The sequence below is a fragment of the Candidatus Lokiarchaeota archaeon genome (genome assembly GCA_014730275.1).
In the GTDB taxonomy this organism is placed as follows: Archaea; Asgardarchaeota; Thorarchaeia; order Thorarchaeales; family Thorarchaeaceae; genus WJIL01.
In genome coordinates this window covers 80,964-95,274 of the sequence record WJIL01000103.1, presented here as the reverse complement: position 1 = coordinate 95,274, position 14,311 = coordinate 80,964, and the positions used below count along the sequence as shown (strand labels likewise).

Sequence of the window (14,311 nt, the reverse complement as noted above, 5' to 3'; positions counted from 1 at the left end):
GAGTGATGGGACAGTGGTCATCAAAGCGTACACGAGCGGTGACTGTACCGCAGGATATGGAGTGTGGCAGTACAATGTCGAGCACGAAGATCCTATCACCGGTGAATCAATCGAGATTTCAGATAGAGGAACTTCAAGCGGAACAACATCCCGACAAATGAAACTGATGGCTATTCTGAGAGCACTAGACAAAATCCAATCATTAGAGTTTGAAGATACACAGGTCAAGCTCTGGTCCGATTGTCATTGGTGCGTGAAATGCTTAACGAAGGAATACGACTGTGTTAGCGATAACAAATTCAAAGAGGACAAAGTGACCCGAGGATATGTACAGTATCTGCAGGAAATCTGGTGGAAAGCCGAGGGGCTTCATGTTGAATATCGGATTTTAGAATAAAATCGGATCATAACAGTACCAAGTCAATCTCTATTCTTTTTGTAACCCAGAAGATAGTACCGTCACGCCAATTCTTAAAGATAAACATCACTACCACGGGATTACTGCTCTGGAATGATGACTAATGGAAGATTGGTGCGTTATGGTAGGTGGGCCCTGCCGTGGGAAAAATTGCGATTTCTGGGCACGGATAAAAATCAAGAAGAAATCAGTAGATGAAATGACAGGAGAAATCCTCGCGAGGCTCCAAGAACAGAAGGAGGAAACCCCCAAAGCATTCAAACAGGCTATTCAGGAATATTGGGAGTGCCTTGGGGTAAAGAATCGGAGCATCCTCCGCAAGGAGAAACCCGAGATTTTTGCGAAAATGATGGAAGTGGAACGGCAGGTTTTGGCTCAAGCCGGAAAGCAGGAATGATGAACTTACCTACTCAGGTATAGACACCATATTCCCTTGATTTAGCAGCCATTTGGGATCCAAAGCTTTCTTGACAGCTTGCATTTCAGAAATGCCTTCTTCACCATACATTATTTCCAGAAACTGACGTTTGAGTTTGCCAATTCCGTGTTCGGCTGCAACGGTTCCACCCAGCTCAACTGCTCGTTCTGCGAACAGACGGTAGTTTTCCATGCCTTGTTCTACCTCCTCATTGTTACGAGGAATCATATTCACATGCAGGTGATTATCTCCAATATGGCCAAAAATCACATACTCCATGCCTTGTTCTTCCAGAACCTCACGGTAGAAAGCTAGGTACTCACGAAGAGCTTCGTCAGGAACAGCCATATCTGTGCCAATCTTGTGTACTTTCTCATATCGTGCCTTGCGCATGGCAATCATTGAATTGACGCTCTCAGGAACAAAGTGGCGGACCGTCTTCATCTTCTCCAGCTCTCGATAGTCCAATCCAGCCCAACTAGATTCAGAGGAGGACCCATGTTTGTTCAGAATCTCTTCCAAGGCCATAACCTTCTCTTCCATCTCTTCCTCGGCATAAGCAAATTCGAAGAAGACGACAGCTTTTATTTCCTCTGTAAGCGCGGGGACTTTTATGCTCGCATCTCCCGCCTTTTGGCGGATCATATCAAGAGCATATGGCCCAAAATATTCAATGAATTCAGGAGGTACCGCACAATCGGGTTCTCGCATCTCATAAACGAAATCAACCGCTTGCTCTTCGCTCGGGAAGAAGGCCATGACAGTCATGATGTTGGGAGGTAATTCGGCTAGAATCAGCTCAACCTCAGTGATCGCCCCAAGAATACCCTCACATCCAATAAAGAGGTCGATGAGGTCCATATCTGGCTTAGCATAGAGACCTGCAGCATTCTTCGTGCGTGGCATCTCATAATCAGGAATCTTCACCTTGACAACTGAATCATCACTGAGCTCTATTTCGAAGACTCCATCTTCAGCGAAGACCTCACCACGCCGAATATCCAAAGCATCACCGTTGGGTAGCAGAACACGAATACGCTTCACCCAGTCCCGTACTGCCCCATACTTGAATGTACGAGCACCAGAGGCATTACATGCAACGATTCCACCTAACCAGGCACTTGTCTCTGTAGGGTCCACAAGGAAGGATATTTCGCGATCATCATTCAAGAACCGCTCTAATGCTTCTTGATTGGGCGAATCTCCCTTCCCCTTTAGTTCATCAAGGTTTTTCGAAGTGATGGCTTTAACAAGGTCTTCCAGAAGCACACCCGGTTCAGCAGTTATGGAATAATGGTCTTCATCGGGATAGTAGTTCATATAGAGAATCTTATCCATTTCCTCGAAATTGAGTGTAGTTCCTCCAAGGGGTACTGCAGCTCCAGTAAGACCGGTTCGCCCACCCTGTATAGTTAGGGGAGTGCCATTCTCATAGGCCTTCCGGAGTTCATCTGCAACTTGTGCTTCTGTAGTTGGAAAGATTAGCCGCTCCGTTTCACCATCAAAGGAATGGCTTTCGTCATCAAGATACAAGGCGTAAACATCATTGATCTGCTCTGTATCTGTTACTGTCTTCATTTCTGATTCTGAAGGTGCAGGCACCTTTTCAGCAGTAATCCTTTTGCCCATTCTAATTGCCACCAAGTTCAGCATGCTTCCAGAACAAAACAAACATATCAAATCAATGGTTTGAACACAAGTACCACACTACCCAGCATAAATTGAATGGCTTAACCGCCTCAAGCTTATCCCTGCCCCAATCAAAAGCCTCTGTTAAGGTGCAAGTGATGAAGATTGCTGCAGTATCAGATATTCATGTCAGGCCACACGGAAAAGACAAGCAGCTAGTCGAAGGAATAAGACACAGAGTTGAAGAAGCAGATCCAGATGCGTTCGTTATTGCAGGCGATATCAGTGATCGACTTGACGCATTGGGAGAATCACTCGCGTCTCTCAGAATCGATGATTGTATCAACCTCTTTGTTGCGGGAAATCACGACGTTTGGTTTTCAGAAAAGGCAACATCACTCGAAAAATATTCCAAGAAGATAGGTCGTGTGTGCCGAGAAGCCGGCTGGATGCATTTGCCTGACGAGCCCTATATTCATGATTCAGTAGCTTTCATTGGTACTTTGGGATGGTCCGATTACTCCTTCCGCGTAGAGCAACTTGATATCCCGATGGAAGCCTACAGACAGAAGGAGTACAATGGAGCAGTCTGGCGGGATTACTACAATATCGACTGGACGATGAACGATCAGGAAGTCACACAGTTGATGAACAGGAAATTGAAGTATGATTTAGAGAATCTTCCTGACGATGTGGGTAGGATTGTTTGCGTGTCTCATCATCTGCCGTTTGAAGACCTAGTTGTGTACAAGAACAGATTGCCATGGGATTTCTTTTCTGCATATATGGGAGCGAAGAGCACAGGTGAACTGCTCCTGAATGACAAACGTGTGTTTCTCACTATTTCGGGTCATAGCCATGTCCGAAGTGCGACCAAAACCAACGGTATAACAGCAGTGACAGCTCCAATAGGCTATTGTCGACCGCCTACCGATAAATACGATACCTTTGTTGACCAAGCCGTTGCAGAAATCGAAATCCAAAGCACAGATGTAGCCCTAACTCATTTTGTCAAAGGCAATATCTGTAAAGGAATACCATATCCTGATTGAGCAATGCTTGTAACACACAGTCGCAGGCACCTAATCTGAGAGAAGGTATCTCGAAGGCAAAACATTAGTACCTGTAAGACTGTCTATATGGTATCTCATAGCTGAAAGCAGAAAGAAAACGCACCAGCCACATTGAAGAAGGAGGCTCGCGCTCCATATGGATACACTAGGAATCGTAGTCTTGATTGTATTTGCCGTGACCTATCTGGTCATCGCCACAGAGAAGGTCAACAGGACAGGCATGTCACTGTTCGGACTAGCAATCATAGGGGTAGTATTCTGGTTAAGTTCCTTAGGCCAACCCGACCCACAACTCAGTTTTGAGAATCTCGTAGGCGGAATTCCCTGGACCACTATTCTCTTCGTTGCCTCGATGATGATTGTGGTTGCTGTAGCTGGCGGTTCTGGCATGTTTCAGTATATCGCCTTGCGGCTGGCACAACTGGGTGGTGGGGACTACAAATCGTTATTTCGTACCTTCTTGCTATTCGTATGGATTCTATCATTGATTCTGCCAAAAACAACTATCATGATTATCATGGTGCCTCTAACCATCCAAGTGTGTAAGGTTCTTGATATCAATTTCAAACCGTTTCTCATGTCTGAAGCACTCGTCTGTAATATCGGCTCAACACCGTCTGTTGTTGGTGGAGTAGTCAACATCATCATAACTGAGGAAACTAATCTCAATGCTGGTTTGCTATTTTTCTCCATGATGCCGCTGTCCGCGTTGTTATTGATCGTAACGTGGTTTGTTGTGCTCTACTACTTTGAGGAAGAGTTTGGTGACACTGACAAGGCCAGCATGGAACTCGTTAAAAGACTGAAGCCCGCTACCATGATCAAATCCAAACGTGATTTCTACGCATCAATCATAGCATTTGCAGTCCTGATTACTGGATTTGTCCTAGGATCCACTACGGGTATCCAACCTGCAATGATTGCTCTTCTGGTTGCAGCAGCACTTCTTGTCATGGCGCACGAAAGGGCATCTGAATTCCTGAGCGAAATTGGATGGAGCACCGTATTCTTTTTGGTGGGCGTGTTCGGCCTCGTAGAGGCATTGGGTGTGGTAGGATTCATCCAAGAGCTAGGTGTATGGCTTCAAGCAGCCGTTGGGAACAATTCCTTCCTCGCTGTACTCTTCATGGTCTGGTTTCCGTCCAGCCTATCAGCAGTTCTCAACAACCTTCCAGTCTCTGCGGTATTAGCACCAGTTGCCCTAGATCTTGTTGTTTTGACACCTGTTATTCCCCTAGCACTAATTCTCGCGGTTAACGTAGGAGGTAATCTGTTTACCCCGCTAGGATCTCCTGCCAATATGGTTGTGTTAGATCATTCAGAAAGAGAGAGGAATCCAGTAACCCTCGCTGAGTTCGCGAAAATCGGCACTATCGTGGGATTGATTCATTTGGCAATCGGTTCAGTGTGGCTTCTCGTACTTTCTATGCTTCTAATCTAACAGAATATATTTCGGTTCCTCATTTGAAAGCGTGAGATTCCTCGAAATTCCTTAAAGACGCAAGAAATCCACTGATACGTCGGTACATTAATGAAAGGTGCAGAGTATCTCTAAGCAGAGTAATCCCCATATCGGTCACTCTCCCATCCCTATATGCTGAGGAATGATATGATGGACCTGTTATCAATTGCAGTCATTGTCGTGTTCATTGGAATCTATGCTGCAATTTCAACCGAGAAGGTCGATAGAACAGGCACCAGTCTCCTGGGGCTAGCCCTTGTGGGAATCGTCTTCTGGATCGGTAGTACGCTTGTGCCAGATGTACATATCTCGTTCGTGCACGTTGTCGAGACCATAGAATGGCCTACTATCCTCTTTGTGACAAGCATGTTTATCGTGGTTGCTGTTGCAGGTGGGTCGGGGATGTTCCAGTACCTTGCTCTGCGTCTAGCTGGTCCCAGTGAAGGAGTGTACAAGAAACTCTACACAATATTCTTGCTTTTCGTATTCGCAATATCGCTGTTTGTTGATAACGTATCCACGATACTCATAATGGCTCCTCTCACAGTGCAGGTCTGTCAAGCACTCGATATGGATTTCAAACCCTTACTGATATCTGAAGCAATAGTAGCCAATATCGGCTCTATTCCGTCTATCGTGGGAGCAGTACCTAATATCGTCATAGCAAAAGAAGCCAACATTGACGCGGGGAATCTGTTCCTCACCTTCATGCCCCTTTCATTTATCCTCTTTCTCGTTACATGGTTGATTCTCACACGCTATTTCAGTGATGCATTTGTTCCAACAGACCCCCAGCGGGTTGACCTCCTCTTTCGTATTCGACCTGCTACCATGATAAAGTCGCGACGGGATTTCTACGCGTCCATTATTGCTTTCGCTGTGCTCATCACAGGCTTCATTCTGAAGCCGCTACTGGGTATCGAGGCATCGATGGTCGCTCTTCTTGTTGCTGCAGGATTGTTGATTCTGGCCCATGATCGAGCAAACGAGTTCCTCGAAGAGGTTGGATGGAGCACAATATTCTTCCTTGTTGGCTTATTTGGCATGGTCGGTGCATTGGAGATTGTAGGAATCATCGATCTTCTAGGGGATGTATTGGTTGATGTGATTGGAGACAACACAGTTATAGCAGTCGTCTTCATGGTCACCATCCCGGCGGTACTCTCGGCTTTTCTCGACAATCTACCGGTTTCAGCTGTGCTTGCACCGGTTGCCCTGAGATTCACTGCAGTCAGTCCCCTTCTTCCGCTCGCACTCGTTTATGCAGTGAACGTTGGCGGCAATATACTCACCCCACTAGGATCCCCCAGCAATATGGTCGCCATTGCAGCATCCGAACGAGAACACGACCCCATTTCATTCGCCGACTTTGCCAAAGCAGGAACCCTGGCTGGTGTGTTCCATCTAACTTTCGGTGTTGTATGGATTCTGTTGATTGAATTCTTCAGTCTGCTTCCCATCCTTCTCGGTGGTGTCGTAATCTGTGTTGTAGGATTCTTGGTTATCATCTTACCGGACCTGCGAGGAAATGGGAAACCATCAGAAAAAGAACGGGAAGGGATACTAACCCGATTGTTAAATCGCGTTCGAGGAATTTTATCACGGTAAGAATAGGATATCCTTTGCAGCAAGCAATACAATGGTTTTAGTCCTAGTTAGGCCGATAATCAGATAAGAACGAACCCAATCCACCGAGTGAGAAGAAATGGATGCTCTAGCTATAGCAGTATTGGCAGTCTTCGTGGGCACGTACCTTGTTATTTCAACCGAGAAGGTCAATCGCACAGGGATGTCCCTGCTGGGGATGACCATCATCGGTGTTGTGTTCTGGGCTGCCTTTCAACTAGGCTACGAGAATCCACCAACATTCGTCATCTTGCTGGAACATGTTGAATGGGGCACCATCATGTTTGTAACAGCGATGATGATCATCGTTGCTGTTGCAGGTGGATCCGGGGTATTCCAGTTCCTAGCTCTGACGCTCTCAAAGCCGAGCAGAGGTGTGCACAAAGACCTCTACAGAACATTCCTCATTTTTGTGTTTGTTACTTCTCTCTTCCTCGATACCACATCAACCATGCTCATCATGGCCCCACTTACAATCCAAGTCTGCAAGGCCCTGGATATAGACTTCAAACCCTATCTCATCTCCGAGGCGATCGTGTGTAATTTCGCATCGATTCCATCGATTGTGGGAGCCGTCCCAAATCTGGTAATTGCAGGAGAGACGAATCTCGATGCGGGTATGCTCTTCATCGTTTTCATGCCGCTTGCAGTAATTCTGCTTCTGATCACGCTCCCAATTTTCATGAAGTATTACGAAAAGGAGTTTGGGACTGCAGACCCCATGCATGTAGACCTCCTATTCAGGGTAGACCCAGCAACCATGATAAAGAGCCGGCGTGACTTTTATGCCTCTGTCATTGGGTTTGGAATATTGGTGCTTGGCTTCGCACTGGGGCCATCATTACAGATTCAACCATCTATGATAGCCCTAATGGTTGCCTCAGCCCTGCTCATTCTTGCACATGATAGGGCTACAGCGTTTTTGTCAGAAGTTGGTTGGAGCACAGTTTTCTTTCTTGTGGGCCTCTTCGGTCTCGTATCAGCCTTAGAACTGACAGGAATCATCGACGATCTTGGTGTGGGCATAGCAGGGATTGTTGGAGATAACCCCGTGATAGCAACAGTATTCATGATATGGATTCCCGCGATTCTATCTGCTTTTCTGGATAACCTCCCTGTTTCAGCAGTGCTGGCACCCATAGCCAATCAATTCACAGCCATAAGCCCTGTCCTCCCTCTTGCTCTAGTTTTTGCTGTTAACATTGGGGGGTATATATTCACACCACTCGGATCTCCCGCCAACATGGTAGCGATTGGATTTTCTGAGAGGGAAGGCAACCACATAGCGTTCATAGAATTCGTGAAAATTGGGACGCTGGTAGGTTTGATCCATCTCGCCGTAGGAACAGGATGGTTGCTGCTCATATCGTTCTTCTTGTAGAGAAAGCAGGGTGGCGCCCATGCCCGCCATGTCCGCCGGGAGGGTAGACACAAACGGAGCCTGGACGCCTTTGTTGAATGAATAGCTGCTCTATTCAAGAGATAACTAGTAACTCGTTTACTTGAAGTTTGTCTTCTGGGATGTTCAGGGATTTTTACGAAACGTAACTGTTTTAGAGAGGAAAAGAGGCCAAATCGAGTGATGGTCCACCCTGAATCATCGTGGTTGTATAACCGTGCCAAAGAGAGCAAGATGTCCTTACTGCGGAAGGTTGTTTGACCGATATGAACTTGACAAGCACGTACGGGTCTGCAGAAGGCGTAACCAGCAGCGTGAACATCGGACACGGAGCAGAAGAGAACTTGTTGTGGATGGTAATAACGTTGCGTACTATTTGTCATATAGTGGGACACCACAGGCTAGGAACATCGCCTTAGCAGATCGGAGTCTTAGAAATGCAGGATACAAACCCATAGCTGTTGTTTCAGCTGCTCTGAAGTACAAAGTAGAAGACCCAGGCGTTCTTGATGCCCTTGTGCGACGGAGGAAAGTCTTGGAGGCTAGTAGCGGTACAGATGACGATGCGATGATTTTGCGTCTCGCTAAACGCAAGAACGCCGATATTGTTTCGAATGACCGCTTCCTCGATTGGTTGGATCGCTACCCTTGGATTCCCGAGAGAATTCATCGCTACAGGATGACACCTTCGGGCCTTATACTGTTGTAGCTGAACATGAAGGAAACTGTATCCTCTGACAGTTGAATGCATTGTGGATTTTCGCAAACACCAAATCATAAGCGTTAAAATCGTACAAAATTCTTGGCAGATTGATACATAGGTGATGGCAAATTGCGCGTAGATGAGTTGCGGAACAAGTATCTTGAGTTCTTCAAAGAGAAAGACCATGCCATCATAGGATCTGCTTCACTTATGCCTGAACATGATCCTACCGTTTTATTCACAACAGCAGGTATGCATCCGCTCGTACCCTATCTGTTGGGACAAAAGCATCCGATGGGAACACGACTTGCGAATTGCCAGAAATGTATCAGAACCACCGATATCGAAGAAGTGGGTGATACAACACATCTCACCTTTTTCGAGATGCTTGGTAACTGGAGCCTAGGTGATTACTGGAAAGAAGAAGCGATTCGATGGAGCTACGAGTTTCTCACATCAAATGACTGGCTGGGATTCGATTCAGAGAAGCTCTACGTGACCCTGTTTGAGGGAGACGAAAACGCCCCAAGGGATGAAGAGTCCGCAGAAATCTGGAGAGAAATTGGTGTACCAAAAGAACGCATCTATTATCTGCCAAAAGAAGACAATTGGTGGGGGCCAGCAGGAAAGACGGGGCCATGCGGACCCTGTAGTGAGATGTTCATCGAAGTAGAAGAGATTCCGAAATGTGGTCCGGAATGTAAACCGGGATGCAACTGCGGCCATTTCGTAGAAGTGTGGAACGATGTATTCATGGAATATAGCAAGACTGAGGGTGGCAAATATGAAGTCCTTGACCAGAAAAACATCGACACAGGAATGGGGCTTGAAAGAACAGCCGCTATGCTTCAAGGAAAGCAAACAGTATACGAAATTGAGAATATGGCTCCACTTGTTGAGAAAATCAAATCAATGAGCGAAAAGGAAGAATTCTCAGACGAAGACATCCGTAGAATAAGAATCATCTCTGATCACATCAAAGCAGCCGTCATGATTATGGGAGATGACCGCAAAATCATCCCGTCAAACAAAGAGCATGGATATGTTGTGCGACGACTTATACGACGTAGTATACAGCATGCGGGCAAACTGGGGATATCACAGGATTTCACCAAGAAGCTTGCAAAGCTTGTAATCGATATTTACAAGGAGCCATATGATGAGGTGGAACGAAATAAGGACTTCATCATGAAGAATCTTGAACGAGAAGAGAAGAAATTCAGCAAGACGCTTCGCCGTGCGCTCAAGAAGTTCAATCGCATTTTGGAGAATACAGGCACCATAACTGGAGAAGACGCGGCACTGCTGTACCAGAGCTTTGGGCTCCCAATCGAAATGACGAAGGAACTGGCTGCTGAGGAAGGTATTGATATAGACATGGAAACATTCCGTGAGGAACAGAAAGAGCACAAGGAAGTATCGAAAGCAGGTGCCGAAGAGAAATTCAAGGGCGGTTTGGCTGACCATAGTGAGGAGACAACGAAACTCCATACCGCAACACATCTTTTACAGGCAGCACTAAGGAAAGTATTGGGTGACAAAGTAAAGCAGAATGGCAGCAATATCACCGCAGAGCGGCTGAGATTCGATTTCACCTTCCCCCGGAAGCTTACGGATGAAGAACTGAAAGAAGTTGAACAACTGGTCAATGAACAGATTGAGAAGGATAGGGACGTGAAACACGAATTCATGCCGTATCATGAGGCCGTTGAACAGGGAGCCTTAGCCTTCTTCAAGGAAAGCTATGGGGACAGAGTATCTGTTTATTCTGTAGGAGACTTTAGCAAGGAGCTTTGCGGCGGACCTCATGTAGATACAACCGGAGAATTAGGGCACTTCAGGATATCAAAACAGGAGAGCATCGGTGCAGGTCTTGTTAGAATCTATGCATTCCTACAGGATAAGGACTAATTCATCAGATGGCAAAACAATTCAGTCCAACTCTCAAATAGGGTTATATTCAAAAGGCAATCTATGAAGACAGAGATGCAAACTGGCTCTGCTCAGATTCATTCAGAGAGTAATCGCAATGATCGCGAGCCATTCTCGCTGAGTTGTAGCATCCAAGCCAAGATTGCACATGTAATGTAGACGTACTATGGAAGTGACCAGAAATGGGAACATTCTCAAGAATATTCGGTGTAGGAAAAAAGGATCTTCAGGAAAAAGCAGACGAAATAATCTTGGATTTGAGTAAAGCTCTACAAAGCGCCAGTGCAAAGCTTTGCGTTGCCTCTAGGTCCTGGGGTTACGGAGACATCGAGACCTTGCTCGAAATTAGACATGAAATCATCGTAATCGAGCGAGAAAGTGATCAGATGCGAGACCGGCTTGTTGAAAACATCTTTTCGAAGCGTGCATATCTACCTCAGCAAACCCAAGAAAGACACACACTAACTAACCTCATGGATAATATCGTCGATGCGGCAGAAGAAGCCATCCGGATAATGGCCATATGTAAGGACATCGAACCGCCCTCAGAAATTAGAGATATTGCGGAGAAATGTTGGAAAACGACAGATATCCTTCAAGACGCCATCAAGTACCTCTTTGAAGATTTTGAGAAATCGGTCAAATACTCCCATGAAGTTTCTAAAGTGCGGGAAAAAGCAAGGGACATCAAATTCGAATTCCTTGGCCATCTGTTATCAGATACGGAACGAAATCCTACTGAGCTTCAGTATCTACGTATTGTTGCAAGAGCCGTTCTCGAAGTGGCGATAACTGCAGAGAAATGTGCTGATTTCATTCGTGCCCTCGCTGTCAAATACTCGTAGGGGCTGGAGGGTTAGCAGTGGCATTTCTCGCCCTAGTCGGGTTGCTCTCAATCGGTTTCTTTGTGGCTTTCGCAATTGGAAGCAATGATGAAACAATGAGTCCAGCTGTAGGAGCCCATGTCTTTTCGCTGGGAACCGCGGTTTCGCTCGGCGCTATCGTGAATATAATAGGAGCTGTATTCATGGGTAGTGCAGTATCAGAGAAAGTAGGTTCAGAATTGATAAGCGGAAGAACTCTTACGATGCAGATGGTATGCGCTATTCTCATATCCATGGCAATCTGGTTGATCCTGGCATCTGTATCACATGGAGTTCCCATCAGCACGACACAGTGTGTAGTAGGTTCTGTAATTGGTGTATGTGTCATCGCACCATTTATCGGATTGCAAGGCTGGGGATTACACAGCGTAAATGCCTGGGTTCTCCTTCAGGTATTTCTTGGGTGGATTGTCTCGCCGCTGATTGGTTTCGTGATTGCTGCCGCATTTTTCTTCGTCATACGAAAAGCTCAGCATCGAGCTAGTGGATTATATGCACGTGAAAGGCAGGAACAGATAGCAGCTTACGGTTTGGCAATATTCCTGATTATCACTTCTCTTAGCAGGGGTGGCAATGATGTCGCCAACGCAATTGCTCCACTTGTGGCGCTCCCGGAGTTCAACACCGTATACTATATTGGAGTTCTTGCTATCCCAGGAGTTGTAATTCCACTACTAATCGGAGGAATTGGAATGGGGGTTGGGCTGATAGTGGTGGGCAGAAAAGTGATTCAAACAGTATCTACGGAAATTGTTAGCCTTTCACCTTCTTCCGCTTTATCTGCAAGTGTAGCAGTATCCATCGTTATGTTCATCGGGACGATTCTGGGGCTCCCTTTGAGTGGAACCCATGTTCTGGTTGCTGCACTCATTGCAGTAGGATGGGTAGAACAGACCGACATACAGAAGAAACAGATTAGAGACATCATCATTTCATGGATCATTACCGTTCCTATATCTGCAGGCTTCGCCATGGGATGTTTGTATGTGATTAATCTCCTATTTTAGTGGCGGTCCCTAGTCGTCCTATATGTTTCAAAGAAACTATCGGGACCATCGATGATAGTGTTCGTTAGGGCCTTCCGACCAATCTCTTCATCAATCACTTTACACATATGTGCGCCGGTAACATACCAGAGTCTACTCCCTTTACCGCTCATTTGGTCCATGATTTCGAAGTCGGAATCCTTCAACTCACGGTTGTCTTCTCTGTTTAGTTCCTCAAATATTTCGAAGTATTTCTCAACCCGAGAACTACACTCGTGGGAATCAAGTAGAAACTGATAATCCTCATGTCCAAGGCCATTCTCTTCAATACGTCTATTGAGTGGTGCATAAACACCTAACCCTTCTAAGTGTGTAGAATATCGAATAATCCGCACAAAATCATCTGTGGTTTCCAACTCATCTAGCGAGTAGATGGGATGATAGTCAGTATAGGCAACATGATGGAGCTCGTGCATAATCAGGTAAACTAATTCCCTTCTGTCATGTGAGAAATGAGAATGAGCAATATTCAACATGGCTTCTCCTTGTGAAACAATCCCGATATCATAGCCCAGAATAAGATTCAAGCGGGTTTGGAACTTGTAATTCACAGGCAAATATTCCTCTATTTCTCGGATTGCACTAAGAACTGTAGATTCGTGGGATTCCAAATAGGCAAGATTTGATTGAATGCGTTCTTCACAACCGGGTTGATCCCTGCTGGCGTCATCCAAAATGGATTTCCAAAAATCAAGAGCGGAATCATCTGTATTCCCAAAGCGGCGAGCATGAACATGTGTCTTTATGGCGCCTGGAGAGGATGCTAGTTCAGAGAGAACAGATTCTCTAGGTGACGCCAGATATGCAAGTGCAAGCTCAACAACTCGGGCATCTACTATCACGCCGTCTAGTTTCATCATAGAAATCTATCCGAGTTCAATGCTACTTACTGTCATGGGGTAATTGATGGATCAAAACATATTCTTTGGCTAGCTGACCCAATGAAACAGCTTCATCTTTTGAAAGGTGGACCCTAAAATCGCGCTCAGGTTCTTCTTTTCGCGTTGCTTCAACAAGTGCCAAATCAGCTCCGTCAATTGCATTTCGCACGCCATCACATATCTTTGTATCACCGCTATAGGCTATAGTAGTACCGTGAATTTGAAGCCTGTATGCGAAGCTAGGCATCAATGATCCAGGTGGTTGTGATTCCTTCCCAAAATGTTCTACTTCGAAAGCCTTTGCAGTGAAGAGGTCCGTAGTAAATTCAGCATTTGGCCGCAATTCCTGTAATCGAATATCAAAGTCGGTTGTGGAAGAATAACAGTTCTTGAAGGTATCAACACAACCTTTGACTTCAATCGAATCATAAGGTGCTAAAATATCAATAGGCTCGGTTCTTTCAAGCATTCTAAGAAAGCCGAGTATGCTATGTAATCCCCCCATATGATCGAAGTGGCCATGGGTTATGGCCATTGCTACTAGCCTATCAACTATTGACTGCCCATAGATTTCAAAAAGGTCTCTCAGAGTACCATCTCCAGCGTCAATTACCAAAATATCTTGTTGCTTTTTCGATTCAATGGCGATCGATGTACTGATACCCGCTGCTGAATAGGGCACAAGAACTCGTATATCATCATTTTCCCATTTGATAGCCTCTTCTTTACGTGTCATAGTCAGTAGTTTCCTTTCTCCGAGAGTATCTGATAATAATAAAGACCCACCATATTATCATAGTTTTGGAAGCACTCGTTGCTGAGCTCGAGTATCACAACTTC

At 45.6% G+C, this 14,311-nt stretch carries 13 protein-coding genes; 10 read left to right on the top strand and 3 right to left on the bottom strand.

Annotated elements, in window-relative coordinates:
* Nucleotides 1-13 precede the first annotated feature (13 nt).
* Nucleotides 14-397: a hypothetical protein gene (locus GF309_11915; protein MBD3159489.1), complete on the top strand. Its 384-nt coding sequence runs from the start codon at nt 14-16 to the stop codon at nt 395-397.
* A 124-nt stretch (nt 398-521) separates the two neighbouring features.
* On the top strand, nt 522-815 hold the full coding sequence (locus GF309_11910) for a hypothetical protein (protein MBD3159488.1): 294 nt from the start codon (nt 522-524) through the stop codon (nt 813-815).
* Between the two features lie 9 nt (nt 816-824).
* Here the strand turns inward: GF309_11910 and GF309_11905 are convergent, their stop codons facing one another.
* Nucleotides 825-2,489 carry an FAD-binding protein gene (locus tag GF309_11905; protein ID MBD3159487.1) on the bottom strand — a complete coding sequence of 555 codons (1,665 nt, stop codon included), beginning with the start codon at nt 2,487-2,489 and terminating at the stop codon, nt 825-827.
* Between the two features lie 134 nt (nt 2,490-2,623).
* On the opposite strand from GF309_11905, the gene GF309_11900 reads away from it, so the two are divergent.
* From GF309_11900 to GF309_11865, 8 genes are all read left to right on the top strand, one after another.
* Entirely contained in the window at nt 2,624-3,517 is an 894-nt protein-coding gene (locus GF309_11900) for a hypothetical protein (protein ID MBD3159486.1), read from the top strand.
* A 157-nt stretch (nt 3,518-3,674) separates the two neighbouring features.
* Nucleotides 3,675-4,979 (top strand): hypothetical protein, encoded by a 1,305-nt coding sequence (locus GF309_11895; GenBank protein ID MBD3159485.1) that lies wholly within the window; start codon nt 3,675-3,677, stop codon nt 4,977-4,979.
* Between the two features lie 153 nt (nt 4,980-5,132).
* Nucleotides 5,133-6,608, top strand: coding sequence for a hypothetical protein (locus tag GF309_11890; protein ID MBD3159484.1), 1,476 nt, complete (start codon nt 5,133-5,135; stop codon nt 6,606-6,608).
* A gap of 97 nt (nt 6,609-6,705) precedes the next feature.
* Nucleotides 6,706-8,007 (top strand): hypothetical protein, encoded by a 1,302-nt coding sequence (locus GF309_11885; GenBank protein ID MBD3159483.1) that lies wholly within the window; start codon nt 6,706-6,708, stop codon nt 8,005-8,007.
* 211 nt (nt 8,008-8,218) lie between these two features.
* Entirely contained in the window at nt 8,219-8,734 is a 516-nt protein-coding gene (locus tag GF309_11880; GenBank protein ID MBD3159482.1) for a hypothetical protein, read from the top strand.
* Between the two features lie 123 nt (nt 8,735-8,857).
* Nucleotides 8,858-10,639: an alanine--tRNA ligase gene (locus GF309_11875; GenBank protein MBD3159481.1), complete on the top strand. Its 1,782-nt coding sequence runs from the start codon at nt 8,858-8,860 to the stop codon at nt 10,637-10,639.
* Nucleotides 10,640-10,842: 203 nt separating this feature from the next.
* Entirely contained in the window at nt 10,843-11,505 is a 663-nt protein-coding gene (locus GF309_11870) for a DUF47 family protein (GenBank protein MBD3159480.1), read from the top strand.
* A gap of 17 nt (nt 11,506-11,522) precedes the next feature.
* Nucleotides 11,523-12,551 carry a hypothetical protein gene (locus tag GF309_11865; protein ID MBD3159479.1) on the top strand — a complete coding sequence of 343 codons (1,029 nt, stop codon included), beginning with the start codon at nt 11,523-11,525 and terminating at the stop codon, nt 12,549-12,551.
* Here GF309_11865 and GF309_11860 read toward each other — a convergent pair.
* Nucleotides 12,548-13,450 carry a hypothetical protein gene (locus GF309_11860; protein ID MBD3159478.1) on the bottom strand — a complete coding sequence of 301 codons (903 nt, stop codon included), beginning with the start codon at nt 13,448-13,450 and terminating at the stop codon, nt 12,548-12,550. The two genes, GF309_11865 and GF309_11860, sit on opposite strands and share 4 nt — an antisense overlap.
* Nucleotides 13,451-13,472: 22 nt before the next feature.
* Nucleotides 13,473-14,207, bottom strand: coding sequence for an MBL fold metallo-hydrolase (locus GF309_11855; GenBank protein MBD3159477.1), 735 nt, complete (start codon nt 14,205-14,207; stop codon nt 13,473-13,475).
* Nucleotides 14,208-14,311: the final 104 nt, after the last annotated feature.